Below are 24,906 nucleotides of genomic sequence, written 5' to 3'. Positions count from 1 at the left end.
GCTACTAATCTCCTTTACAGTGTTCAATACAAAAAAAAATCGCATTTATAGAATTGTAAATACGTTCATTTTATAACTCGTCCACATAATCACAAGTTGTGGATAAAAGTTAACCAAAGGCTGTGATGAAAATTATCCACAGCATATTAACAGTTGTGGATAATTAAAATGTTCGTTTTAGTTTTCAACAAAGTGAAGCACAGTAATCGTATCAGAAAAACAAAGCTATTTCAATAGTTTGTGAAACTTATCCACATAGCTTGCAGTTATGCACTTTACAGTTGTCCACAAGCACTGCTTATGTGAGAAACCTGTAGATAATTGTTGTGGATAAAAAATAATGCAAAAAATACTATACACAACTCTGTGTAAAAAAAACAAGTACTCTGTGGATAAATATTTTTATGTTTATGTAGAAAAAAATATTTCTAGTAGAGATCCAAACACTAGAAAATTGAGAATAGAATAAATAGATAGTTCGACGGATTAAAAAGAAATTTGTGAAATTCATTGACAAAATAACTAGATACTTTATATAATATTCGAGTCTGTATGTTGAAAAATTCAACTCATATCAGGAGGTGTCTATATAAATGAAACGTACTTACCAACCAAAAAAACGTAAGCACAGCAAAGTACACGGTTTCCGCGCACGTATGAGCACGAAAAACGGTCGCAAAGTTCTTGCTGCTCGTCGTCGTAAAGGAAGAAAAGTTTTATCAGCATAAAATAAGTCCACTGAGCCACATCAGTGGTCTTTTTTTTCTTTATTTTTGGTAAACCTAGAAATGAGGATCAAAAGATATTATCTAATAGCAGGTGAAAGAAATGAAAAAACGCCAACGAGTGAAGAAGAATGATGATTTTCAAAAGGTGTTTAAAAAAGGTAAATCTTTCGCTAATCGTCAGTTTGTTGTTTATTTTTTAGTAAAAGAGGGACAAACGGAATTTCGTGTAGGTTTATCAGTTAGTAAGAAGCTTGGGAATGCGGTAACACGCAACCAAGTAAAACGCTATATTCGACAAAGTATTCATGAATTAAAAGATGAGCTAAAGCCGAATATGGATTATGTTATTATCGCCAGACATCCGGCGGCCACTATGGATTTTCATGAAGTGAAACAAAGTTTGCAGCATGTACTACGAATCGCAAAGGTAATGAAAAAAGTGTAATGTATGCAACCAAGTGGTGAAATTACGCCTGTACTGTTAGCAATAGAATAAATAATATGTGATTTTGCATAAAATTATATGTAAGAGAATTATACACACGGGGGTATTTGTGGCGAGAGTTTTCGCTTAAAAATATGTAAAATTCACAACTTATCTTAGGAATAAGTGTGTGTAATTAGAATATTTAGTAGAGTGAATGTTATAGGCATGATAAAATAACTGATAACTTTATCTTCATCGAGGACTCTCAAAAGTGGACTGAATTAAAGATAAGGCTACTGACGTTAAACCGATTATGTGATAGGAAACTGTCGGTACAAAAAGAACCATATAGAATAAGAAAAAGTGAATAGTAATTGTAGGGGGAAGAAGGTTGAAAAAACAACATTGGGTAATTTTGTCACTAGTATCGGTAGCCTTACTACTTTCTGGTTGTACAGAATTCAATGAACCAATTTCCAAAGATAGCACAGGCTTCTGGAATGAATTCATTGTTTGGCCGTTGGTATCAGCAATAAAATACTTTGCTGATCTGCTAGGTACGTATGCATGGGGGATTATTGCCGTAACGATTATTATTCGTTTAGCAATTTTGCCATTGATGATCAAACAAACAAAGAGTTCTAAAAAGATGCAAGAAATTCAACCAAAATTGAAGGAACTGCAAAAGAAGTATGCTTCTAAGGATGCTCAGACACAACAACAATATCAGCAAGAAATGATGAAGTTAATGAGTGAATCTGGAGTAAATCCACTTGCAGGATGCTTACCAGTAATCATTCAAATGCCAATCTTAATTGGTTTCTATCATGCAATTAGCCGTATGAATGCAACATCAACATTTGATTTAGGGAATTTCTTTATCTTCCCGCTAGCAGATCCAGCACCTGCATTAGCTATTACAGCTGGCTTAATGCAATTTATCGTGTTACGTACAGGACCAGCAATGGATAATCCTCAAATGAAAATTATGATGTATATTATGCCATTCATGATTATTGGTTTTGGTATGGCCTTACCAGCTGCATTATCATTATACTGGGTAATCGGAAACATTATTTCGATTTTCCAAAACTTGTACATTTATAAACCTTGGAATAAAGATAAAACACAACCTGCTCAAAATGGAGGGGCTAAAAAGTGAAACAACTTACGCAAATAGGCGCAACAACACAAGAAGCGATCTCATTGGCGTTACAGAAACTTGGCAAAACCCGTGAACAAGTAGATGTTGAAGTTTTACAAGAAGGTAAAAAAGGATTTTTAGGTTTTGGTGCACGTTCTGCAGAGGTACGTGTAACAGTAAAAGAAGTTCAGGTTCCGACAATTGAAAGCGACAATGCGCAATTGCAGGTAGTAACTCAATTATATGAACCAATAGAATTAGATGATGTTGAAACACTAAGTTCACAAGTTTCTGAACAACCAAGTGAAATGGAAGAAGTTCAACAAGTCGTTAAAGAACAAGCTGAGGATGGAGACTCAGCAAATCCAATTGAAGAGGCAAAGGCTTATTTAAGTAATATCGCTGAACAATTGGCTATTCATGATCTTGAGATTGCTACGACACGCGAAGGGAAATATGTATTATTTCAACTAAAAAGTGAGAAAGCTGCCCTGCTTATAGGGAAACGAGGTCAAACATTAAATTCCTTACAGCAATTAACACAACTCGTATTAAATAAAAGCGCAAAGCAGTTCTTAATGGTGAAACTAGATGTAGAAAACTATCGCGAGCGTCGACAAGTAGCTTTAGAATTACTTGCGGATCGAATGGCGGATAAGGCATTACGCTTAAATCAACGTGTGGCATTTGAACCAATGCCGTCTTACGAACGAAAGATAATTCATAATCAATTAGCAAACCGTCTAGATCTTGAAACGTATTCAGAAGGTACGGAGCCTAATCGTTATTTAGTAATAGAACCCGTAAAAAATAATTAGACTGTTTCACATAATCATACAGACAATATATTTTGAAAGGTCATTTTATCTTTTAGATAAAATGACCTTTTTTAATGAAACGTAGCAAATTTTGTCGAAAATATGATTAGCGAAAAATTGATTTTATCCACATTTGGAAATGATCCTTACTTTAGATTTTGCTGAAAATATGTTAGTCTAAGGTGTTAGTAAGTATTGGTCGGTTTTGATTATCCACATGTGGATAACGTTGAGGAGGTCATTAAATGGAGTTCGATACAATTGCTGCGATATCCACACCGATGGGTGAAGGTGCCATAGCCATCGTTCGTTTAAGTGGAGACGAGGCTGTGACGATTGCAGACAAAATATTCAAATCACCCGGGGGAAAAAGTTTAACAACCAAAGATTCGCACACTATTCATTATGGACATTTAGTCGATCCTAAAACTAATGAGGTAGTAGAGGAAGTAATGCTATCGCTGATGCGTGGGCCAAAAACATTCACACGTGAGGATGTAGTTGAAATAAACTGTCATGGTGGATTAGTTTCAGTCAAACGCGTGTTGCAACTTGCTTTAACAAATGGAGCAAGGTTAGCTGAGCCAGGTGAATTCACAAAACGTGCCTTTTTAAACGGACGTATTGATTTATCACAGGCTGAAGCAGTAATGGATTTGATAAGAGCTAAAACAGATCGTGCGATGAATGTGGCTCTGGGTCAAATGGATGGAAAATTATCGAGACTTATTGGTGATTTGCGCCAAGCTTTACTAGAGACATTAGCCCAAGTAGAGGTTAATATAGATTATCCAGAGTATGATGATGTAGAAGAAATGACTGTACCTGTATTAGTAGAGAAATGTACATGGGTAAAAAATGAAATTATAAAACTTTTGCAAACATCTTCTCAAGGAAAAATTTTACGCGAGGGATTATCAACAGTTATTTTAGGTCGTCCGAATGTAGGGAAATCTTCACTTTTAAATAGCTTAGTACAAGAAAATAAGGCCATAGTGACAGATATTGCAGGGACTACTCGTGATATTATAGAGGAGTACGTCAATGTCCGAGGTGTTCCACTTCGTTTAGTGGATACAGCGGGTATTCGGGAAACAGAAGATATTGTGGAACGAATTGGAGTAGAACGCTCACGGGAAGCTCTTCGTGGAGCTGATTTAATTCTGTTTGTATTAAACTATGCAGATGAATTAACTGCTGAGGATGAGCGTCTATTCGAAACAATTGAAGCGATGGATTACATCGTTATTGTCAATAAAACAGATTTACCGCAAAAAATTGATTTGGCTCGTGTCAAAGAATTAGCTGGTGACCATCGCATTGTAACAACTTCTCTGCTACAAGAGGAAGGTATTACAGAGCTAGAAGAAGCCATTGCTGCACTATTCTTTGAGGGACAAATCGAAGCGGGCGATTTAACATATGTTTCAAACGCAAGACACATTGCCCTTCTACACCAAGCACAAGCAACGGTAGAAGATGCAATAGCAGCTGCACAGAACGGTGTACCAGTTGATATGGTACAAATTGATGTAACAAGAACATGGGAAATACTTGGCGAAATCATTGGTGATACTGTTCAAGAAAGCCTCATCAATCAACTATTTTCTCAGTTCTGTTTAGGAAAATAATTTTCAGAAAGAAAGGAAGGTACGAGCATGCCAACAAAATATGAGGCAGGCACGTTTGATGTGATTGTGATTGGTGCTGGTCATGCAGGTTCAGAAGCTGCACATGCCGCAGCTAAAATGGGTGCTAACACATTAATGCTAACAATCAATTTAGATATGATTGCATTTATGCCATGTAATCCATCTATTGGTGGTCCTGCCAAAGGAATTGTCGTACGTGAGATTGACGCTTTAGGAGGCGTCATGGGGAAAGTGATAGATAAAACGCATATTCAAATGCGAATGTTGAATACAGGTAAAGGCCCAGCTGTACGTGCATTGCGCGCACAAGCGGACAAAGTTTTGTATCAGCAAGAAATGAAACGAGTATTAGAAGAAACACCAAACTTAACAATCCATCAAGGGATGGTTGAAGAGTTAATTATTGAGGATGGGGAAGTAAAAGGGGTCATTACACAAATTGGTGCCGTTTATCGTGCTAAAACAGTTGTCGTGACTACAGGTACTTTCCTACGTGGTGAAATCATTATTGGTGATATTAAATATTCAAGTGGTCCTAATAACCAACAACCGTCAATTCGCTTAGCTGATAATTTAAAAGAGCTAGGTTTTGATCTAGTTCGATTTAAAACAGGTACACCACCACGTGTGAATAATCGAACAATAGATTATGACAAAACAGAGATTCAACCAGGTGATGATGTTCCACGTGCATTTAGTTTTGAAACGACTGAATTCATCATGGATCAGCTACCTTGCTGGTTAACATATACAAGCCCTGAAACTCATGAAATTATTGAAGCAAATTTACATCTTTCACCGATGTATTCAGGGATGATTAAAGGGACAGGTCCACGTTATTGCCCATCTATTGAAGATAAAGTTGTACGTTTTAATGATAAGCCAAGACACCAAATCTTCTTAGAGCCAGAAGGCCGCAATACACGTGAGGTTTATGTTCAAGGTTTGTCAACAAGCCTACCAGAGCATGTTCAAACACGTTTACTAAAATCTATACCTGGCTTAGAGAATGCGGAAATGATGCGCGCTGGTTATGCTATTGAATACGATTCAATTGTGCCAACACAACTATGGCCAACTTTAGAAACAAAACGTATTAAAGGCTTATATACAGCGGGCCAAATCAACGGTACATCTGGCTATGAAGAAGCTGCCGCGCAAGGCTTAATGGCGGGCATGAATGCTGCTGCTAATGTACTAGGTAAAGACGAATTAATTTTGAGCCGTTCGGATGCTTATATTGGCGTTTTGATCGATGACCTAGTGACAAAAGGAACAAATGAGCCATATCGTTTATTAACATCTCGTGCAGAATATCGTTTACTATTACGTCATGATAATGCAGATCTACGATTAGTAGAGTTAGCTTACAATATGGGGATGATTCCACAAGAAAGATATGCTAGTTTCAATGAGAAAAAAGAGCTGATTGAAAATGAAATTGCACGTCTTCGTGAAGTCATTATTAAGCCAAATGAAGCGACACAATCTGTTATTCGTTCTGTTGGTGGTAGTAAATTAAAAGACGGTATACGTGGTGCAGATTTATTAAAACGCCCTGAAATGCATTATGAGTTAATTTCTTCTTTAATTCCGGCAGAAATCGAATTGGCGGATGAAGTGAAAGAACAAATTGAAATCCAGCTTAAATATGAAGGCTATATCGAAAAAGCATTGCAACAGGTAGAGAAACTACACAAAATGGAAAACAAAAAAATTCCTGAGAATATTGATTACGATGCTATTTCAGGTTTAGCAACAGAAGCGCGTCAAAAATTAAAACAAGTTACACCTCTATCTATTGCGCAAGCCTCTCGTATTTCTGGTGTTAATCCAGCTGATATTTCAATTCTGCTTGTTTATATTGAACAAGGTAAAATTGCGAAAGTAAGCAGCTGATCATCAACAACAGTAAAGTGAATAAGAGGCGGGCATACCATTGTGCCCGCTTCCTATTTTTAAAGCTATACTATTAGTTGGAGTTGTATAGCTAGATCAACAAAGGAGACTTTACATGAACGAACAACAATTTATTGTGGCTCTGAAAGAGAAAGGTATCGAACTTTCTGATATACAGATTGCTCAATTTAAAAAGTATTTTGAATTACTTGTTGAGTGGAATGAAAAGATGAATTTAACTGCCATTACAGATTTAGAAGGCGTGTATTTAAAGCATTTCTTCGATTCGATTAGTCCTTCATTTTACTTTGATTTTTCAAAAGTCATAACTGTTTGTGATGTTGGGGCAGGAGCTGGTTTCCCAAGTATCCCAATTAAAATCTGTTTCCCGCATTTACAAGTTACAATTGTCGACTCCTTAAATAAAAGAATTACCTTTTTAAATCATTTAAGTGATGAGTTACAATTAGAGAATATGCATTTTGTACATGCTCGAGCGGAAGAGTTTGGCCAAAATTTAAAATACCGCGAACAATTTGATGTGGTAACAGCACGAGCTGTAGCTCGTTTATCCGTTCTAGCAGAGTTATGTGTACCTTTAGCGAAACAAGATGGATATTTTGTTGCTTTAAAAGCCGCAGCAGGGGCAGAAGAACTAAAGGATGCTAAAAAAGCTTTAACAACATTGGGTGTTAAACTGAGAGAGGAATTTTCTTTCAAGCTACCTGTTGAAGAAAGTGAACGCATTTTATATATATTTGATAAAATAAAAGGAACACCGAAAAAATATCCGCGTAAGCCAGGTGTACCAAATAAAACACCGATTCAATAATTAGTGTTTCATGTGAAACTTCTCAAAGTGGAAAATATTTTTTCTATTTTGAGCATACATACTAGTTATGGATGGTTCACGCAAAAGACATCTATGAACTATATACATTTAAAGAAATATAATAAATAATAATAGAATGACACAGAGCAAGATAGTTACTTAAAGGTGGTGCCACTTGGATGAAAAGTCCTTTTTCACGTTTTTTTGGAGGCGGAAGTAAAACAGAGCCTATTGTGAAAAATGAAGTAGAACAAGCAGAGGCGGTTCATGCAGCGGAAGAAGTCATAAAGTTGCCTATTGATCAAATTGTACCTAACCGTTTTCAGCCACGTACTATTTTTGATGATGAAAAAATTGAAGAATTATCAAGAACCATTCATACACATGGTGTGATTCAGCCAATTGTTGTACGTAAAACATCAGACAATCAATATGAAATTATCGCTGGTGAGCGTCGTTATCGAGCGATGAAAAAGCTACAATGGACAGAAGTCCCTGCTATTGTACGTAATTTAACTGATAAGGAAACAGCATCTATTGCGTTAATAGAGAACTTGCAGCGTGAGGAGTTAACTGCTATTGAAGAAGCGGTAGCCTATCAAAAATTATTAGAGCTTCATGAGCTAACACAGGAAGCTCTTGCCCAAAGACTTGGAAAAGGACAATCCACTGTAGCCAACAAATTACGTTTATTAAGGCTGCCAGATGAAGTACAGCAAGCTATTTTGAAGCGAAAAATATCTGAACGACATGCACGTGCATTAATTGCTATTAAAGATCAACCATTGCAACTAGAAATTTTGCAGCTAGCAATTGAAAATGATTGGAATGTGCGACAGTTAGAGGAGCAAATCCAGGCTATATTACATCCTATAGTTGATGAGCAGGAAGAATCAATTCCAAAGAAAGCTAAACCGAAACGTAAAGCTATAAGTAAAGATGTACGTATTGCTTTGAATACCATCAAACAGTCTTTAACGATGGTAACGAAAAGTGGGATTACGGTGAAAACTGAAGAAGAAGATACAGAAGAATACTATCAAATTACAGTGAAGATTCCTAAAAAGAAAAAAGTGTAATAAATTATTTTAGAAAAATAATTTATGATCAAATTTATCACTGTACAGGGGAGATATCTCAGAAGATTAATAGAGATATCTCCTTTTTTGTATTTATTCTTAATATTTTATACAACTCTCTTCAAATTTTTTGATAGAATGAAAGTTAGATAGCGGATTAAATAGTGATTTTACAAATGATTTGTCAAAGTAAACTTTGATAGATGAAAGCAGGTGCTTTTAAATGGGTAGAATTATAGCAATCGCCAATCAAAAGGGTGGCGTAGGTAAAACAACAACTTCGGTCAATTTGAGCGCTTGCCTAGCATACTTAGGTAAGAAAGTGCTTTTAATTGATACTGATCCGCAGGGGAATACAACAAGTGGACTTGGTATTAATAAAGGAGAAATACAGGGTTGTATTTATGATGTGCTCATTGATGATGAAGATGTTCAAAATGTCATTCAAAAAACAAATGTTGAAAATTTATCTATCGTGCCAGCAACTATCTCACTTGCAGGTGCAGAAATTGAATTGGTTTCGACTATTTCCAGAGAAGTACGTTTAAAACATGCTTTACAAAATGTGAAAGAGGATTTCGATTATATAATTATTGACTGTCCACCATCTTTAGGGCTTTTAACAATCAATGCGTTAACAGCTTCAGATGCGCTTATTATTCCTGTACAATGTGAATATTATGCATTGGAAGGATTAAGTCAATTACTATCAACAGTTCGCCTCGTTCAAAAGCATTTGAATCAACAGCTTTACATCGATGGCGTTTTATTAACAATGCTAGATGCACGCACAAACTTAGGCTTACAAGTTATTGAGGAAGTGAAAAAATATTTCCAAGATAAAGTATATAAAACAATAATCCCCCGTAATGTGCGATTAAGTGAGGCACCAAGTCATGGTCAACCAATCATCACTTATGATGCAAAATCTAGAGGTGCAGAAGTTTATTTAGAGATGGCGAGGGAAGTGATTAAAAATGGCTAAAGGTCTAGGAAAGGGTATTGGGGCATTATTTCCAGGAGAGTCTTTAGAACACAGTGGTCAAGTGGAAGAAATCCAATTAGATTTAATTGTTGCGAACCCATTTCAGCCACGTAAAATTTTCGATGAAGAAAGTTTACAAGAATTAGCTGATTCTATTAAAGAACATGGAATTTTGCAACCAATTGCTGTGCGTAAAAAAGCACGCAAGTTTGAAATTGTTGCGGGAGAGCGTCGTTACAGAGCTTGTCTATTAGCTGGCCTCGAGGTTATTCCTGTCATTATAAAAGAGCTAACAGATGCACAAATGATGGAGCTTGCTATTTTAGAAAATCTCCAACGTGAGGATTTAACTGTTATTGAAGAAGCAGAAGCCTATCAGAGTTTAATGGAAAACTTACATTTAACTCAGGAAGAGTTATCGAAGCGATTAGGAAAAAGTAGACCACATATTGCCAATCACGTTCGGCTACTGGCATTACCAGAAGATGTACGTAAACTGATGAATGATGGAACTTTATCGATGGGGCAGGGACGGGCATTACTCGGCTTAAAAAATAAAAGAAGAATATCAGAAGTGGCTAATAAGGTAATAAATTTAGGATTGAACGTACGTCAAGTTGAATTATTAGTGCAAAACTTAAATGAAGAAGTTTCACGTGAAACAATCCCTCCTAAGAAAAAAGATATCTTTGTAACGGCAAAGGAGTCACAATTACGAGACTACTTTGGAACAAATGTTCAAATAAAGAAAACAAGCAATAAAGGGAAAATAGAAATTGAATTTTATTCTGAAGATGATTTAGAACGAATATTGGAAATATTAAACATACAAGAAGAATAAAATAATATTTCTATAACTTAATCAGAGCGCCAAGCAAATAGGCGCTCTCTATTTTTTAGAGAGAAAGAAGGCTTAAGTGTGGTATTACTAGGGGCATTAATAAATGCTGTGTTAATTATAGTAGGAGCATTAGTAGGGCGCATTTTTAAAAATCTTCCTGAATCTATGAAATCTACGGTTCTTTCTATTATTGGTTTAGCCGTCACATTATTAGGGATAAAAATGGGCTTTGAAAGTGATAATTTTATTATATTGGTAGTAAGTTTAGTGGTAGGTACAGTAATAGGTGAGTGGTTAGATTTAGATAAACAAATGAATCGTCTAGGTAAATGGGTAGAGAGTTTATTTCGTACAAAACGGGATGACCAAAATCAAATTAGCATAGCAGAGGGCTTTGTAACTGCCTCCCTAATTTTTGTTGTAGGATCAATGGCTGTTATAGGTGCTCTTGATAGTGGTCTTCGTAATGATCATAATGTACTCATTACTAAAGGATTAATAGATGGATTTACATCCATTATTCTAGCCTCGACATTAGGTATAGGTGTAATGCTATCCGCTGTACCTGTCTTTGTTTATCAAGGATTAATAGCTCTTTTTGCAGGTGTTATAAGTTCCTTTATCCCTGATGCCGCACTACAAATGTTCATTACAGAAATGACGGCTGTTGGCGGGGTTATGATTATGGCAATAGGGTTAAACATTGCAGGCTTAGCTAAGATCAAAGCTGCTAACTTGCTTCCAGGTATCGTCATTGTTGGTATTATGGTGGCTATCTTCTACATTTTTTAGTGAATAACGATGAGCAGCCAGTAATAATGCTCTTGAAAGCTTTTCAGCCATTGCATAAGAAATATGAAGTCTGGTATTTTGTAAAACAAGCATTTCCATAAAGCCTCCAATATTGACGATTCCTTTCACGGAAATGTCTCCAATTGGGGGTAATTCTTTTTTTACAGCTTTTCCAGGGAAAATGGGTCCACTTTGAACTGAAATATGACCAACATTTTGCTCACTGCCGAGACAGGCATCAATCGCAATAATGAATGGTTTTGTAGTATGATTGTGTAGCTGTTGCATTGTAGAATCTAGGTTTAGAGCATGTAAAGGGTCTTCTAAGGAACCTACAATTTCATAAGGAAAGCTAACAGATTTTTTTAAAAAGCTACCAGTTAATGGACCAAGTGTATCACCCGTACATCGGTCACTGCCAATACAACAAAAAATTAGTCTTTCATGATGAAACGGTATATGTTCTAAAAATAATGTACTTAATTGCCAAACAGCATTTTTACTCTCATGATGAAGGGAATAAGGTAGTAACAAATTTGGTATAGTATTCATAAAAAAACTCACTTTCTTTTTATTTTTAGAAGTGCTCAATTTTTATGCAGTATACGCAAATTTTTAGCAAGTTATTCAAGAGGTGGTAATGATGGAAAAGAATAAAAAGTTAATGGAAAAATACTGGGACAAGCTCACATCTGAGGATCTTTGGGAAAAGGTTATTGATGCATCTATAGAAATTTTGCTCATTCTATTAGTATCGTGGATCGCTGTAAGATTAGGTAAAAAATTTATTAAAAAGGTGTTTTTAATCCGTATGCGTTCACCATTGAGCCACTCAGAGCGACGCCAACGAACAATTTCAAGATTATTACAAAGCGTGATTTCCTATGTCGTTTATTTCTCTGCAATCATTGGTATACTTTCTTCCTTAAATATAAAGGTAGCAGGTTTATTAGCGGGTGCAGGAATTGTTGGTTTAGCAATAGGTTTTGGTGCTCAAAGCTTAGTAAAGGATGTTATTACTGGATTCTTTATTATTTTTGAAGACCAGTTTGGTGTAGGCGATTATATAAAAATAAATGCTGCAGAAGGTACAGTTGTAGAAATTGGCTTACGTACAACAAAAATTAATGGTGCTACTGGTGAACAGTTCATCATTCCCAATGGTGCCATAGGCGAAGTCGTCAATTATTCTGTTAACAACTCCAAAATTTTTATAGATTTACAAATGGCCGCGGATGCTGATTTTGAGAAAGCAGAAGGGGTTATTAATAAGTATTTAGAGACATTGCCTAAGATGCATAAAGAATTAATTGCAGCTCCGGTATTTCTAGGTGTGCAAAATGTGAAAGGGACAGAAGTAACCATTCGTATAGCTGCTGAAACATTACCGCAGCAACAATATGGAGTAGCACGTACCATACGCCGCGATATTACGAAACTCTTTGAAGAAAATAATATACCAATGGCCTATCCAAAAATGATGTTCTATGGCAAAGATGAGGGGAGAAGTGTGTAAGATGGAGGCAAAAAAATTTGGTTTAAACGATATTGTTGAAATGAAAAAACAACATCCATGCGGTACTAATAAATGGAAAATTATTCGTATGGGGGCGGATGTACGTATCAAATGCGAAGGATGTCAGCATAGTGTCATGATTCCACGTCGTGAATTTGAGAAAAAAATGAAAAAGGTTTTATTTTCTGCGGAAGAGTCGTAACATCAGGCATATTAGACTTTTTCTGGGTGAATCAATATAATAGATAAGGTTATAAGAGAGAAAATTTGAACTGAGTATAGAAAGGTTGTGTCCATCCATGGCATTAACAGCTGGAATCGTTGGTTTACCTAACGTTGGAAAATCAACATTATTTAACGCAATAACAAAAGCGGGCGCATTGGCTGCAAACTATCCATTCGCAACGATTGATCCAAACGTTGGTATAGTTGAAGTACCTGATGCACGTTTAGATAAATTAACAGAATTAGTGGTACCGAAAAAAACTGTGCCAACTGCATTTGAATTTACAGATATCGCTGGAATTGTTAAAGGTGCTTCCAAGGGTGAAGGATTAGGAAATAAGTTCCTAGCTCATATTCGTGAAGTAGACGCAATTTGTCAGGTAGTACGTTGTTTTGTAGACGAAAACATTACTCACGTTTCTGGTGCAGTAGATCCAATTGACGATATTGAAGTTATTAATCTAGAGCTTGCACTAGCTGACTTAGAATCTGTGGATAAACGTTTACAACGAGTTAGCAAAATGGCGAAACAAAAAGATAAAGAGGCTATGATAGAAGAGCCAGTGCTTCTAAAAATTAAAGAGCAACTAGAAAACGGTAAACCAGCTAGAGCAGCTGAGCTATCAGATGATGAATTGAAGGTAATTAAAGGTCTTCATCTGCTAACAATAAAACCAATGCTTTATGTAGCAAACGTTTCAGAAGATGAAGTAGCAGATGCAGACAACAACGAGTATGTGAAAAAAGTACGTGAGTATGCATCCGCTGAAGGTGCACAGGTCATTACTATTTGTGCAAAAATCGAAGAAGAAATCTCTGAGTTAGATGATGAAGAAAAAGCTATGTTCTTGGAAGAATTAGGAATTAAAGAATCTGGTTTAGATCAACTAATTCGTACTTCTTATGACTTATTAGGACTAGCTACTTACTTCACTGCAGGTGTACAGGAGGTACGTGCCTGGACGTTCCGTAAAGGAATGAAGGCACCTCAATGTGCAGGTATTATTCATACTGACTTTGAGCGCGGCTTTATTCGTGCAGAAACAGTGGCATATGATGATCTTCTTGAGGCAGGTTCGCAAGCAGCGGCTAAGGAAGCTGGTAAAGTACGTCTTGAAGGTAAAGAATATGAAGTACAAGATGGCGATATTATGTTATTCCGCTTTAATGTATAAAAAACTTACAAGGGCAATCTAAAATGGTTGCCCTTTTTCGATTGCGTAGTTATCAGAATTTTTAATGTATGGAGGCGACTTATGAATGAATCCTGTGCAAATTAAGGAACGTGGTTTAGAGTTTGAGCAACTGGGGATGCTACCACAAGATGTCTTAGATTATATTTATGAACAACGATTATTCAAATTGTTCACTCCAAGAGAATTAGGTGGTATGGATTTAAATTTAGTAGAAGGTGTAAAGATATTTCAACAGATGTCTGCACTTGATGGCAATTTTGGATGGCTCATTACTATTGGTACAGGTGGAAACGCATTTATTCCAACATTCAGTAAGGAAATTTGTGAAAAAATCTATTCTCCTAAAGAAGCAGTTATAGCAGGTAGTGGATATCCAACAGGGATAGCTGTAAAAACAATTGGAGGCTATTATGTAACAGGGCAATGGAAGTATTGTAGTGGTTCTAATTATGCATCAACATTTACGATGAATTGTTTAATTGAAGAAGATGGTATCAAAACCGAAAAAATTATTAGCTGCTCAGTAAATCCACATGATGTAGAAATTTTGAATGATTGGTCTGCAATGGGTTTAAAGGCAACAGCTAGTCATACAATCCGTGTAAACAATGTTTGGGTACCACAGGAAGCTACTTTTCAATTAGGGGTCATCAGAAATGATTATGGCAATTCAGTACATAGCTTTCCATTTACCACTTTTGCAGAGGCTTCCTTTTTAGGCGTTTGTCTTGGGATGACAGAGAATTTTTTAGAAGAAGCTTTTGCTTTAATGAAGCAACGAAATCATGATGGAAGCAGAACTGAGCGAATTGGAGCCTTCCAATTTTTATGGATGCAGCAGCATAAACGTTTCAAGCAATGCGAGGAACAGTTTTATGCAACATTATCTGTCTTTTGGCAACAGCATCAAAAAGGTGAACAATTAACGGAAGAGGAATTATCACAATTTACTCAATTGGCTAAGGATATAGCTGCTGCTTGCTTAGAGATAGCGAATAATTTAATACGCTGTCTTGGTATGGATGCTATTACAGAAACATCTACGATTAACCGTATTTGGAGAAATTTATATACAGCAGCCCAGCATGGATTTTTAACTCCTTAAAGTATAAATAGAATCTGTAGTTGTTCATTTCTAATCTACAGATTCTATTTAATTATGTAGTCTTATTTTAATGATGATCCTTTTCCTGCAATAGATAAACATACAGCTTTGGTAATTTAGGATCATCCTGTACGATAGCATTACGTGGATATTTACGTAGCTCTTTATACATGGCAAAATCGCCTACAGCTCCAGCTATTAATACCGCCCCTATCAATATTAAAACAGTACTGTTAAGATAAAACCCAACAATGGTTGGAAGTACTCCAGTCGTCCAGAATGGCAGTAATAAAGCTTTTTTCATAGCATGGTTGGGGAGAGGTTGCTCAGTAGTTGCATAGGCAATACCTTGCTCTAAATTTATGCCATATTTTAAAGCTTTAAAGGGAACTCTGCCAAAAATCATAAAGCCAATTAAATGAAAAGCCTCGTGTAGGATAATAAAAATTATATACAGCACAACAAATAGTGCTGTGCCACCAATCATCTTCCAAAAAGAAAAATGGAAATCTTTAAAGCAAATATATTGAATGGCAATAAATAATATGACAAGACCACTTGTAATCACAAAATTGTCGATCATTAACTTCTTTAAATCTAATTCGATAACGATAGGCTCCTTATCGTTGGTTAACATGAAGGCACTCCTTTCATAGATAATGAAATATACTGCCATTATATAACGAATTATTAGTTTGTGACTTGAAAGACATGTACCTATATGTTACAATTCATTGATGTGAGTAATAATTAATTACTTGCTCCTTGCTCCCTTAATTAGGAGAGCCTAAGTCCATAAGGAGGTGTAAACAGATGAGAAAATACGAATTAATGTACATCGTACGTCCGAACATTGAAGACGAAGCGAAGAAAGCTTTAGTTGAACGTTTCAACGAAATGTTAACTTCTAACGGTGCAGAAGTCATCGAATCAAAAGAGTGGGGCAAACGCCGCTTAGCTTATGAAATTCAAGACTTCCGCGAAGGTTACTACCAAATCGTAAAAGTAAACGCTACTTCAGATGCAATCAACGAGTATACACGTCTTGCTAACATCAGCGAAGACATCATTCGCCACATTGCAGTTCGCGAAGAAGCTTAATAATTAATTTTTTACAAAACGCTGAAAAGGAGGTTGTATTCTGATGATTAACCGTGTCGTATTAGTTGGAAGACTAACAAAAGATCCTGAGCTACGTTATACACCGAATGGAGTTGCGTCTACAAGATTTACAGTAGCTGTAAACCGTGCATTCTCAAATCAACAAGGTGAACGCGAAGCTGATTTCATTAGCTGTGTTGCTTGGCGTAAACAGGCTGAAAACCTAGCGAACTTCATGCGAAAAGGAAGTTTAATTGGGGTAGAAGGTCGTATCCAGACAGGCAGTTATGAAGGACAAGATGGTAAGCGAGTATACACAACAGATGTCGTGGCGGATAGCGTACAGTTTTTAGAACCCCGTAATGGTAGCGGTGCTCCTGCTCCTCAATATGGTGGACAAACTTACGGTAATAACCAACCGTCATATGGCGGTGGTCAACCACAACAACAGTTTGGTGGCGCTATGCCAGGGCAGGGTTCCTATGGCGGCGATTCGTATCAGCAAAATCAACCACCTATGAATCAGCCAAATTATACACGTGTAGATGAGGATCCATTTGCAAATAGCAAAGGGCCAATAGAAGTATCTGAGGATGATCTTCCATTCTAATGCTTCTAAATGATAAAAAAAGATAAGGAGGAGACACACTATGGCACCACGTCGCGGAGGCCGCAAACGCCGTAAAGTTTGCTACTTCACTGCTAATAACATTACGCATATCGACTATAAAGATGTAGATTTATTAAAAAAATTCATCTCTGAGCGCGGTAAAATTTTACCACGTCGCGTAACTGGCACTAGCGCTAAGTACCAACGTAAATTAACTTCAGCTATCAAAGTATCTCGTATCATGGGATTACTTCCATTCGTAGCAGAAGATAAATAAGATTGATGACGTTAAGGTAACTGACCTTACATCAATTTTAACTACCAGCATATTACGATATTCGTATCGGTATGCTGGTTTTTTGTTATGGTTAAAAAGAAAATTATCAGCTACTTAGGTAAAAGTTCGAATTAAAATTGAAAAAATAATGACAATGTACATAGTGATCTAAGTGATTTTTGTTCAATACTATGAAAAAATGGTACAATAAAGGGTAGTAAGTTTGACTGAAAAAAAGGAAGGTTTTCAATGCCGAATAATCAAACAAAAGCGCTTGTACAAGGCTCAATGATGGTTGCACTTTTTACAATTTTGATGCTAATTTCTGCATATGTACCATTCATCTTTATAGTAGCTTTATTATTCGCTCCACTACCGATTGCTTGGTATAGCGCAAATTACAAGCGTTCCACATCAATACTCGTAGCAATAGTAGGCTGTATCCTAACCACTATAACGAGTGGAATATCCATGCTGCCATTTGCCTTTATTTTAGGGCTAGTAGGTGTCGTTATGGGTAACGCCATTTATTTGAAGAAGAGTAAGCTTTATTTATTTATGTCAACGGGGATTGCTAATCTCCTTTCGATGGCAATTGTTTATGTTGCTTATGTAAAGCTTTCAGGGATTGACTTCATAAGCATGAGTTTAGAGATGGCACGTAAAAATTATGAGCAATCTAATGAATTTGCGAAGAATGTAACAGGCCAAGTAGCCATTAATCCAGAGCAGCTTGAGGCAATGTTTAAAACAATTGAACTGACTATGCCTGCAACGATAACAATCTCAGCATTTTTTGCTGCATTTATTATCATTACAGTCAATTTACCAGCTCTAAAACGACTAGGGGTAGATGTTCCAAAATTTGCTCCATTCCAAAATATGAGATTACCACGCTCTATTTTATGGTATTACATGATTGTTTTATGTATTAATTTATTCATGCGTCCTGAGGCTGGATCTACGCTAGATATTATTGTATTAAATGTTTCTTATATTTTATGGTTGTTACTGATTTTACAAGGAATATCTTTTATCCATTATTTTATCTCTAAAAAGGGGATGCCAAATGGAGTTAAATGGGTAGCAACTTTATTAGCAATTCCATTATCATCCTTTATGATCTTACTCGGTATTGTTGATTTAGGTTTTGACGTACGTTCACTTGTAAAGGGGAAGACTAAAGAATAAGGGGCTGATTGTAATGGGGACATTTAGAAAACGACCAATTCGCTATCCGCTTTTTGTTCTTTCCATATTTGGAACTGTGACGTTCGTGCTTCTATGTATTTGGAATATCGGGATAGGTATCGGTTATGGTGTAGGTTTTGTTTTACTGATGGCCTACACATGGAAAGTAGAGAAGATAGCTTTTGAGGAAACAGAAAAGCACATTGAATCTATCTCCTTCCGTATGAAAAAAGTGGGGGAAGAGGCACTGCTTGAAATGCCAATTGGGATACTGCTGGTTAATGAGCAGTATGAAATCGAATGGTCTAATCCATATATGCAAGGCATTTTAAATATGGAATCATTAGTTGGAGAAGGTATTGTAAATATATCTGATGACATCTATGTATTAATGAAGACCGAGGAGACTAATGAGGCGACGATTACACTACGTGATCGGAAATATCGTGTTTATTATAAAAAAGAGGAACGACTACTGTATTTCTTTGATATAACTGAACAGATTGCCATTGAAAAGCAATACTATGCAGACCGTACAGTAATCGCTATATTGTTTGTAGATAATTACGATGAAATCACGCAAGCCATGGACGATCAACCACGTAGTTTAACCAACACAATGGTTACTTCAATTGTCAATGAATGGGCTGCAGAGCATGGTGTATTTGTCAAACGAATATCATCAGATCGTTTCTTAGCAGTCTTAAATGAATCCATTTTAACGGAGCTAGAAAAGAAAAAATTTGCTATATTAGATACCATTCGAGAAAAAACAGCTCAAAAGAATTTATCATTAACATTAAGTATTGGTGTAGGAGCTGGATCATCCTCATTAGTGGAGCTTGGTGAGTTGGCACAATCCAGTCTTGATCTTGTATTAGGACGGGGTGGAGACCAAGTGGCGATAAAGCAACCTACTGGAAAACTTAAATTCTATGGTGGAAAAACAAATCCAGTCGAAAAACGTACACGTGTTAGAGCGCGCGTTATTTCACATGCATTACGCGATTTAATTCAAGACAGTGACCAAGTGTTTGTTATGGGACATAAAAATCCTGACATGGACTCCATTGGTGCTTCTGTAGGTGTACGGAAAATGGCACAAATGAATGATGTAAAGGGTTATGTCATTATCAATTTTGATGAATTAAATGGTAGCGTTACACGATTAATGAATGAAATAGAGAGTAAATCAGATTTCTATGAAAATTTCCTTACACCAGAGGAAGCCGCTGGTAAAATGACTGAGAAATCGTTGCTCGTTATTGTTGATACACATAAGCCGAATTTAGTAATTGATGCACACCTATTGAAATTAGCTGAAAAGGTGGTTGTAATCGACCATCATCGTCGAAGTGAGGACTTTATCGAAAATCCTACACTCGTTTATATGGAGCCATATGCGTCGTCCACAGCAGAGCTAGTGACAGAGTTACTAGAATATCAGCCGAAGCGTGCAAAAATTAATATGCTAGAAGCTACTGCATTACTAGCGGGTATTATCGTTGATACCAAAAGCTTTACACTTCGAACAGGAGCACGTACATTTGAAGCAGCTTCTTACTTACGAACAAATGGTGCCGATACAGTATTGGTCCAACGTCTCTTGAAGGAGGACGTGGACACATATATAGAGCGCTCCAAAATTGTGCAAACAGTTAAGTTCGTAAAACCAGGAGTAGCTGTTGCTGTAGGTGAGGAATCAAAAGTGTATGACTCTGTCTTAATTGCGCAAACAGCCGATATATTACTAACGATGAAGGATGTTAGTGCATCCTTTGTCATTGCACATCGGGCAGATGGCAAAATTGGTATAAGTGCACGATCACTTGGCGAGGTCAATGTACAGCTAATTATGGAGAGGCTTGGCGGCGGTGGACATTTAACGAATGCTGCCTGCCAAATAGATGCTAAATCCATCGATGGTGTGAAAAAACATTTAGAAGAGGCCATAAATGAGGTCTTTGAAGGGAGTTCTGACTAATGAAAGTAGTATTTTTAAAAGACGTTAAAGGAAAAGGAAAAAAAGGTGAAATTAAAAACGTAGCTGATGGCTATGCACAAAATTTCTTAATCAAGAATGGCTATGCAGCGGAAGCAAATGCGCAAGCTTTAAGCCAAATAGAGGGGCAAAAGAAATTAGAGGCCAAAAATGCTGCTGCCGAATTAGCTGAAGCACAAGCATTAAAGGAAAAAGTAGAAGCACTAACAGTTGAGCTAAAAGCAAAATCAGGTGATGGTGGCCGCTTATTTGGCTCAGTATCTACAAAGCAAATTGCTGATGCATTACAAAAAGTGCACGGCATTAAAATTGACAAACGTAAAATGACTTTACCTGATGGGATTCGTTCACTTGGCTTTACAAATGTTCCTGTAAAACTACATCATGAAGTATCAGCAACGTTAAAAGTACATGTAACGGAAGAATAAGGAGCGACAATCCATGAGTGAACCGATGATGGACCGCGTTCCACCGCATAACCGGGAGGCGGAGCAATCGGTTATCGGTGCTATTTTCCTTGAGCCACAGGCATTAATAACAGCATCAGAAATTTTATTGGCAGATGATTTTTATTTAAATGCCCATAAGAAAATTTTCGAAACGATGTTGCGCTTGAGTGATCAAGGAAAAGCGATAGATGTTGTAACAGTTACAGAAGAATTATCAGCTAAAAAAGAGATTGAGGACGTTGGCGGGCTTTCTTATTTACTAGAGCTCGCCAATGCTGTCCCTACAGCTGCCAATGTCGCTCATTATGCCAAAATCGTTGAGGAAAAGGCCCTCTTACGTCGATTGATTCGAGTGGCTACGAAAATTGTCGAGGACGGCTATACACGTGAAGACGAAGTAGAGGCATTATTAGGCGAGGCAGAGAAGAAAATGATGGAGGTTGCCAATCGAAAGAATGCAGGTGACTTTAAGCATGTTAAAGATGTGCTAGTGGAAACTTTCGATAATATTGAGCAACTGCAATCACAAAAGGGAGAAGTAACAGGTATCCCGACTGGCTTCCGTGATTTAGATAACATTACTGCAGGCTTTCAACGCAACGATTTAATCATTGTTGCTGCTCGTCCATCTGTAGGGAAAACAGCCTTTGCATTGAATGTTGCGCAAAGTGTTGCTGTACAAGCTCGTGAAAATGTTGCAATCTTTTCTTTAGAGATGGGTGCAGAGCAACTGGTCATGCGTATGCTTTGTGCAGAGGGAAATATTGATGCACAAGTTTTACGTACAGGTGCTTTAACTACAGAAGATTGGGGTAAACTAACTATGGCAATGGGTAGTTTATCGAATTCAGGGATTTTTATTGATGATACTCCAGGTGTACGTATCAATGAAATCCGTGCAAAATGTCGTCGTTTAGCTCAGGAGAATGGACTAGGAATGATCTTAATTGATTATTTACAGTTGATTCAGGGGAGCGGCAAGCCAGGAGAAAACCGTCAGCAAGAGGTATCAGAGATTTCCCGTTCTTTAAAGGGATTAGCCCGTGAATTAAAGGTACCTGTTATTGCGTTATCACAGTTATCTCGTGGTGTTGAGCAACGACAAGATAAACGGCCAATGATGAGTGACTTACGTGAATCGGGAAGTATTGAGCAAGATGCTGATATTGTTGCGTTTTTATACCGTGATGATTATTACGATAAAGAATCTGAGAATAAAAATATGATCGAAATTATCATTGCGAAACAACGTAATGGTCCAACAGGAACTGTTACATTGGCCTTTAAAAAAGAATTCAATAAATTCATTAATGTGGATTGGTCACAAATGCCACCTCCACCGCCACGTGATTAGTCAAGTTACTCGTCATTCAGATAAGTTGCCTATTAGTAATGAAATATTACCCTTAGATTAAATTAATCTGAATGTTCGATAATATTCATACCATTCTGTTATTAAACACGAACGTTGAATCAGATTTTTTGATTTTATGTTCGTGTTTTTTCGCTATTTTTTATTGACGAGTTGTTTCTATCATTGTTACAATAATTGAGGCTTGAAAATTGAGATACAAAGGTATCTAACGGAGGTGCTGATTATGACATCAGTAGTAGTTGTAGGAACACAGTGGGGAGACGAAGGAAAAGGTAAAATTACAGATTTCCTTTCGCACAAAGCCGATGCCATCGCTCGTTTTGCCGGTGGAGATAATGCAGGACATACCATTAAAATTGATGGTGAAACTTATAAATTACATTTAATTCCATCAGGGATCTTCTATAAAGATAAAACTTCAGTAATTGGTAATGGATTAGTTGTGAATCCAAAATCATTAGTAACAGAGCTTAAAGGTTTACAAGAGCGTGGTATTAATACAGATAATCTACGTATTTCTAATCGTGCACATGTGATTTTGCCTTATCATATTAAACAAGATATTGCGGATGAAGAAAGTCGTGGAGACAATAAAATCGGCACAACTTGTAAAGGTATTGGACCTTGTTATCAAGATAAAGTAGCACGTATTGGGATTCGTATGGCTGACTTACTTGATAAGGAAATCTTTGAGGAAAAACTACGTCATAATTTAGCCATTAAAAATAAGTTATTTGAGAAATTCTATGAAGTTGAAGGCGTAACATTCGAAGAAATTTTCGAGGAATACTATGGTTACGGACAAGAAATTGCTAAGTATGTTACGGACACGTCTAAAATTTTGAACGATGTCCTAGATGAGGGCGGTAAAGTGCTATTCGAAGGTGCACAAGGAATTTTACTTGATGTCGATCAAGGTACGTATCCATATGTAACATCTTCAAATCCTGTTGCTGGGGGAGTAGCGATTGGTGCAGGTGTTGGGCCATCACGCGTAACAAGCGTTATTGGTGTATCTAAGGCCTATACATCTCGAGTAGGAGATGGACCATTCCCAACGGAGTTGTTCGATGAAGTAGGTCAACAAATTCGTGAGGTTGGTCGCGAATATGGTACAACAACAGGTCGTCCACGTCGTGTAGGCTGGTTCGACACAGTCGTTGTTCGTCACTCACGCCGTGTAAGTGGCATTACTCATCTTGCTCTTAACTCTATCGATGTTTTATCGGGCTTAGAAACAGTAAAAATTTGTACAGCCTATAACTATAAAGGTGAAACAATCACAGAGTATCCAGCAAACCTTCATATTATTGAACAATGTGAGCCGATTTATGAGGAGCTTCCAGGCTGGTCTGAGGATGTAACAAGCTGCAGAACTTTAGAAGAGCTACCTGAAAATGCACGCCGCTATGTGGAGCGTATCAGCGAACTAACGGGCATTCAAATTGCTACTTTCTCTGTTGGACCTGCACGTGAGCAAACAAACGTGTTAGTGGACGTTTGGGAAGCATAATAAAATAAAATGAAAAGGGCGTGCCAAATGCGGCATGCCCTTTTTTAGTGAATATCTTTCTTCTTAAAGCGACCACCTTTTACCTCGGCGATATTACCGATGGCTAGAAAAGCATTGTCATCTATTTCAGCGACGATTGTTTTCAATTTAGATTCTTCTAAACGAGTAATAACGGTAAATATGACTTTCTTGTCATTCCCCGTATAAGCTCCCTCTCCGTGAAGGAAAGTAACGCCACGACCAAGTCGATCCATAATCGTTTGTCCAATTTCATCAATGTCATCACTTATGATATAAACAGATTTAGATTCTTCCAATCCTTGAATAACAATATCAATCATTTTATAGGCAATATAGTATGCAATGATGGAGTACATGGCTTGCTCCCAATTAAAAATAAATCCTGCCACCGTAAAAATAATGATATTGAAGAACATGATGATTTCACCAACTGAAAAAGGTGTTTTGCTATTAGCTAAAATAGCTAATATTTCAGTTCCATCCAATGAACCTCCATAACGAATGACAATTCCGACACCAACTCCTAAAATCATTCCTCCAAAGACTGTTGCCAATAATGTGTCTTCCGTAAATGGATGGATATTATGTAAGGCGAGTGTTGAAAATGAGAGTACGGTAATACCTAGACCTGTGGACAATGCAAAGGTTTTACCAATTTGTTTATAGCCTAAAAAAATAAAAGGTAAGTTTAAAATGAAGATGAAAATACCAAGGGGTAATTTTAATAAATGAGATGTGATAATGGAAACACCTACGATGCCACCATCCATAATGTGGTTGGGTACTAAAAACAGTTCCAAGCCCAATGCCATTATAATCGCGCCTAGCGAAACCATAATAATTCTTGCAAAAACTTTACGTATGCTATTTTTCTGAGGTCTCAACATTTTTGTTGTGATCTCAGAGGTTTGTGAATCACTCAATTTAATCGCTCCAATCAAATAGTGTACCTTCTATATATATTTTATCGGAATATTAAAAAAGTAAAAAGTATTAAGTCAAAATTCACTTGAAAAAATTTGAGAATAGTATACCGATGATAGTTAAATTGAATTTTAAGAACCAATATATGAATAAAATTACAGTATTTATAAACTATATAAAATATATTCTATGTAACAATAAGTA

The 24,906-nt window shown here is 36.8% G+C and carries 26 protein-coding genes; 23 read left to right on the top strand and 3 right to left on the bottom strand.

Features of this window, described 5'->3' with window-relative positions:
• The first annotated feature begins 593 nt into the window (after positions 1-593).
• The 11 genes from rpmH to MKY76_RS23470 all read left to right on the top strand — a co-directional run bounded on the left by rpmH (position 594) and on the right by MKY76_RS23470 (position 11,197).
• Entirely contained in the window at positions 594-728 is a 135-nt protein-coding gene (gene rpmH / locus MKY76_RS23520; protein ID WP_004233310.1) for a 50S ribosomal protein L34, read from the top strand.
• Positions 729-828: 100 nt separating this feature from the next.
• Positions 829-1,173: a ribonuclease P protein component gene (gene rnpA, locus MKY76_RS23515; protein WP_048395204.1), complete on the top strand. Its 345-nt coding sequence runs from the start codon at positions 829-831 to the stop codon at positions 1,171-1,173.
• A 373-nt stretch (positions 1,174-1,546) separates the two neighbouring features.
• Positions 1,547-2,317, top strand: coding sequence for a membrane protein insertase YidC (gene yidC, locus MKY76_RS23510; protein ID WP_025115704.1), 771 nt, complete (start codon positions 1,547-1,549; stop codon positions 2,315-2,317).
• Positions 2,314-3,117 carry an RNA-binding cell elongation regulator Jag/EloR gene (gene jag, locus MKY76_RS23505; RefSeq protein ID WP_328013116.1) on the top strand — a complete coding sequence of 268 codons (804 nt, stop codon included), beginning with the start codon at positions 2,314-2,316 and terminating at the stop codon, positions 3,115-3,117. The genes yidC and jag overlap by 4 nt, the downstream gene beginning before the upstream one ends.
• Before the next feature lie 245 nt (positions 3,118-3,362).
• Positions 3,363-4,748, top strand: a complete 1,386-nt coding sequence (gene mnmE / locus MKY76_RS23500) for a tRNA uridine-5-carboxymethylaminomethyl(34) synthesis GTPase MnmE (RefSeq protein WP_328013115.1) — start codon at positions 3,363-3,365, stop codon at positions 4,746-4,748.
• A 27-nt stretch (positions 4,749-4,775) separates the two neighbouring features.
• Positions 4,776-6,668: a tRNA uridine-5-carboxymethylaminomethyl(34) synthesis enzyme MnmG gene (gene mnmG / locus MKY76_RS23495; RefSeq protein WP_342557230.1), complete on the top strand. Its 1,893-nt coding sequence runs from the start codon at positions 4,776-4,778 to the stop codon at positions 6,666-6,668.
• Between the two features lie 115 nt (positions 6,669-6,783).
• Positions 6,784-7,500 carry a 16S rRNA (guanine(527)-N(7))-methyltransferase RsmG gene (rsmG, locus tag MKY76_RS23490; RefSeq protein ID WP_342557229.1) on the top strand — a complete coding sequence of 239 codons (717 nt, stop codon included), beginning with the start codon at positions 6,784-6,786 and terminating at the stop codon, positions 7,498-7,500.
• Between the two features lie 179 nt (positions 7,501-7,679).
• Positions 7,680-8,579 carry a nucleoid occlusion protein gene (noc, locus tag MKY76_RS23485; RefSeq protein ID WP_112116943.1) on the top strand — a complete coding sequence of 300 codons (900 nt, stop codon included), beginning with the start codon at positions 7,680-7,682 and terminating at the stop codon, positions 8,577-8,579.
• A 223-nt stretch (positions 8,580-8,802) separates the two neighbouring features.
• Entirely contained in the window at positions 8,803-9,564 is a 762-nt protein-coding gene (locus MKY76_RS23480; protein ID WP_048395216.1) for an AAA family ATPase, read from the top strand.
• A complete protein-coding gene (locus tag MKY76_RS23475; protein WP_115673215.1) occupies positions 9,557-10,405 on the top strand; it encodes a ParB/RepB/Spo0J family partition protein in 849 nt (282 codons plus the stop codon). Before MKY76_RS23480 ends, MKY76_RS23475 begins: the two co-directional genes overlap by 8 nt.
• A gap of 78 nt (positions 10,406-10,483) precedes the next feature.
• Entirely contained in the window at positions 10,484-11,197 is a 714-nt protein-coding gene (locus MKY76_RS23470) for a DUF554 domain-containing protein (protein ID WP_048395220.1), read from the top strand.
• On the opposite strand, the gene yyaC is transcribed toward MKY76_RS23470, so the two are convergent.
• Positions 11,117-11,749: a spore protease YyaC gene (yyaC, locus tag MKY76_RS23465; RefSeq protein ID WP_048395222.1), complete on the bottom strand. Its 633-nt coding sequence runs from the start codon at positions 11,747-11,749 to the stop codon at positions 11,117-11,119. The genes MKY76_RS23470 and yyaC overlap by 81 nt on opposite strands.
• Before the next feature lie 91 nt (positions 11,750-11,840).
• On the opposite strand from yyaC, the gene MKY76_RS23460 reads away from it, so the two are divergent.
• The 4 genes from MKY76_RS23460 (at position 11,841) to MKY76_RS23445 (ending at position 15,239) form a co-directional block, all read left to right on the top strand.
• Positions 11,841-12,713, top strand: a complete 873-nt coding sequence (locus MKY76_RS23460) for a mechanosensitive ion channel family protein (protein ID WP_342546954.1) — start codon at positions 11,841-11,843, stop codon at positions 12,711-12,713.
• Between the two features lies 1 nt (position 12,714).
• Positions 12,715-12,915: a DUF951 domain-containing protein gene (locus tag MKY76_RS23455; RefSeq protein ID WP_048395226.1), complete on the top strand. Its 201-nt coding sequence runs from the start codon at positions 12,715-12,717 to the stop codon at positions 12,913-12,915.
• Positions 12,916-13,012: 97 nt separating this feature from the next.
• Entirely contained in the window at positions 13,013-14,113 is a 1,101-nt protein-coding gene (gene ychF / locus MKY76_RS23450) for a redox-regulated ATPase YchF (protein WP_016994923.1), read from the top strand.
• An 85-nt stretch (positions 14,114-14,198) separates the two neighbouring features.
• Entirely contained in the window at positions 14,199-15,239 is a 1,041-nt protein-coding gene (locus MKY76_RS23445; RefSeq protein ID WP_342557228.1) for an acyl-CoA dehydrogenase, read from the top strand.
• A gap of 67 nt (positions 15,240-15,306) precedes the next feature.
• Here MKY76_RS23445 and MKY76_RS23440 read toward each other — a convergent pair whose 3' ends face one another.
• Complete coding sequence (locus tag MKY76_RS23440) at positions 15,307-15,876, bottom strand: DUF3267 domain-containing protein (protein ID WP_103119041.1); 570 nt, start codon at positions 15,874-15,876, stop codon at positions 15,307-15,309.
• Positions 15,877-16,052: 176 nt separating this feature from the next.
• On the opposite strand from MKY76_RS23440, the gene rpsF reads away from it, so the two are divergent.
• The 8 genes from rpsF (at position 16,053) to MKY76_RS23400 (ending at position 23,757) form a co-directional block, all read left to right on the top strand.
• Positions 16,053-16,340: a 30S ribosomal protein S6 gene (gene rpsF / locus MKY76_RS23435; RefSeq protein ID WP_016992320.1), complete on the top strand. Its 288-nt coding sequence runs from the start codon at positions 16,053-16,055 to the stop codon at positions 16,338-16,340.
• Positions 16,341-16,383: 43 nt separating this feature from the next.
• Complete coding sequence (gene ssb / locus MKY76_RS23430; RefSeq protein WP_048395233.1) at positions 16,384-16,950, top strand: single-stranded DNA-binding protein; 567 nt, start codon at positions 16,384-16,386, stop codon at positions 16,948-16,950.
• A gap of 40 nt (positions 16,951-16,990) precedes the next feature.
• Complete coding sequence (gene rpsR, locus MKY76_RS23425; protein ID WP_012296211.1) at positions 16,991-17,227, top strand: 30S ribosomal protein S18; 237 nt, start codon at positions 16,991-16,993, stop codon at positions 17,225-17,227.
• Positions 17,228-17,476: 249 nt separating this feature from the next.
• On the top strand, positions 17,477-18,418 hold the full coding sequence (locus tag MKY76_RS23420) for a YybS family protein (RefSeq protein WP_066038355.1): 942 nt from the start codon (positions 17,477-17,479) through the stop codon (positions 18,416-18,418).
• Between the two features lie 13 nt (positions 18,419-18,431).
• Complete coding sequence (locus tag MKY76_RS23415) at positions 18,432-20,402, top strand: DHH family phosphoesterase (protein WP_004233367.1); 1,971 nt, start codon at positions 18,432-18,434, stop codon at positions 20,400-20,402.
• Positions 20,402-20,848, top strand: a complete 447-nt coding sequence (gene rplI / locus MKY76_RS23410; RefSeq protein WP_004233368.1) for a 50S ribosomal protein L9 — start codon at positions 20,402-20,404, stop codon at positions 20,846-20,848. The genes MKY76_RS23415 and rplI overlap by 1 nt, the downstream gene beginning before the upstream one ends.
• A 13-nt stretch (positions 20,849-20,861) precedes the next feature.
• Positions 20,862-22,223 carry a replicative DNA helicase gene (dnaB, locus tag MKY76_RS23405; protein WP_004233370.1) on the top strand — a complete coding sequence of 454 codons (1,362 nt, stop codon included), beginning with the start codon at positions 20,862-20,864 and terminating at the stop codon, positions 22,221-22,223.
• A gap of 244 nt (positions 22,224-22,467) precedes the next feature.
• Positions 22,468-23,757: an adenylosuccinate synthase gene (locus MKY76_RS23400; RefSeq protein ID WP_004233375.1), complete on the top strand. Its 1,290-nt coding sequence runs from the start codon at positions 22,468-22,470 to the stop codon at positions 23,755-23,757.
• Positions 23,758-23,801: 44 nt separating this feature from the next.
• Here MKY76_RS23400 and MKY76_RS23395 read toward each other — a convergent pair whose 3' ends face one another.
• Entirely contained in the window at positions 23,802-24,665 is an 864-nt protein-coding gene (locus tag MKY76_RS23395; RefSeq protein ID WP_181574674.1) for a YitT family protein, read from the bottom strand.
• Positions 24,666-24,906: the final 241 nt, after the last annotated feature.

This window comes from Lysinibacillus sp. FSL P4-0201, assembly GCF_038593425.1.
In the GTDB taxonomy this organism is placed as follows: Bacteria; Bacillota; Bacilli; order Bacillales_A; family Planococcaceae; genus Lysinibacillus; species Lysinibacillus capsici.
The sequence above is the reverse complement of the archived record's forward strand: the minus strand, read 5'-3'. Positions and strand labels throughout refer to the sequence as shown.

Bases quoted from the DNA above. Each gene is read 5' to 3' on its own strand.
- dnaB (WP_004233370.1), top strand. From the start codon at position 20,862: ATGAGTGAACCGATGATGGACCGCGTTCCACCGCATAACCGGGAGGCG.
- yyaC (WP_048395222.1), bottom strand. From the start codon at position 11,749: ATGAATACTATACCAAATTTGTTACTACCTTATTCCCTTCATCATGAG.
- MKY76_RS23420 (WP_066038355.1), top strand. From the start codon at position 17,477: ATGCCGAATAATCAAACAAAAGCGCTTGTACAAGGCTCAATGATGGTT.
- MKY76_RS23475 (WP_115673215.1), top strand. From the start codon at position 9,557: ATGGCTAAAGGTCTAGGAAAGGGTATTGGGGCATTATTTCCAGGAGAG.
- MKY76_RS23445 (WP_342557228.1), top strand. From the start codon at position 14,199: ATGAATCCTGTGCAAATTAAGGAACGTGGTTTAGAGTTTGAGCAACTG.
- mnmE (WP_328013115.1), top strand. From the start codon at position 3,363: ATGGAGTTCGATACAATTGCTGCGATATCCACACCGATGGGTGAAGGT.
- rsmG (WP_342557229.1), top strand. From the start codon at position 6,784: ATGAACGAACAACAATTTATTGTGGCTCTGAAAGAGAAAGGTATCGAA.
- MKY76_RS23480 (WP_048395216.1), top strand. From the start codon at position 8,803: ATGGGTAGAATTATAGCAATCGCCAATCAAAAGGGTGGCGTAGGTAAA.
- ssb (WP_048395233.1), top strand. From the start codon at position 16,384: ATGATTAACCGTGTCGTATTAGTTGGAAGACTAACAAAAGATCCTGAG.
- rpsF (WP_016992320.1), top strand. From the start codon at position 16,053: ATGAGAAAATACGAATTAATGTACATCGTACGTCCGAACATTGAAGAC.
- rplI (WP_004233368.1), top strand. From the start codon at position 20,402: ATGAAAGTAGTATTTTTAAAAGACGTTAAAGGAAAAGGAAAAAAAGGT.
- ychF (WP_016994923.1), top strand. From the start codon at position 13,013: ATGGCATTAACAGCTGGAATCGTTGGTTTACCTAACGTTGGAAAATCA.
- MKY76_RS23460 (WP_342546954.1), top strand. From the start codon at position 11,841: ATGGAAAAGAATAAAAAGTTAATGGAAAAATACTGGGACAAGCTCACA.
- MKY76_RS23415 (WP_004233367.1), top strand. From the start codon at position 18,432: ATGGGGACATTTAGAAAACGACCAATTCGCTATCCGCTTTTTGTTCTT.
- MKY76_RS23440 (WP_103119041.1), bottom strand. From the start codon at position 15,876: ATGTTAACCAACGATAAGGAGCCTATCGTTATCGAATTAGATTTAAAG.
- noc (WP_112116943.1), top strand. From the start codon at position 7,680: ATGAAAAGTCCTTTTTCACGTTTTTTTGGAGGCGGAAGTAAAACAGAG.
- rpsR (WP_012296211.1), top strand. From the start codon at position 16,991: ATGGCACCACGTCGCGGAGGCCGCAAACGCCGTAAAGTTTGCTACTTC.
- mnmG (WP_342557230.1), top strand. From the start codon at position 4,776: ATGCCAACAAAATATGAGGCAGGCACGTTTGATGTGATTGTGATTGGT.
- MKY76_RS23400 (WP_004233375.1), top strand. From the start codon at position 22,468: ATGACATCAGTAGTAGTTGTAGGAACACAGTGGGGAGACGAAGGAAAA.
- MKY76_RS23395 (WP_181574674.1), bottom strand. From the start codon at position 24,665: ATGTTGAGACCTCAGAAAAATAGCATACGTAAAGTTTTTGCAAGAATT.
- rpmH (WP_004233310.1), top strand. From the start codon at position 594: ATGAAACGTACTTACCAACCAAAAAAACGTAAGCACAGCAAAGTACAC.
- MKY76_RS23455 (WP_048395226.1), top strand. From the start codon at position 12,715: ATGGAGGCAAAAAAATTTGGTTTAAACGATATTGTTGAAATGAAAAAA.
- rnpA (WP_048395204.1), top strand. From the start codon at position 829: ATGAAAAAACGCCAACGAGTGAAGAAGAATGATGATTTTCAAAAGGTG.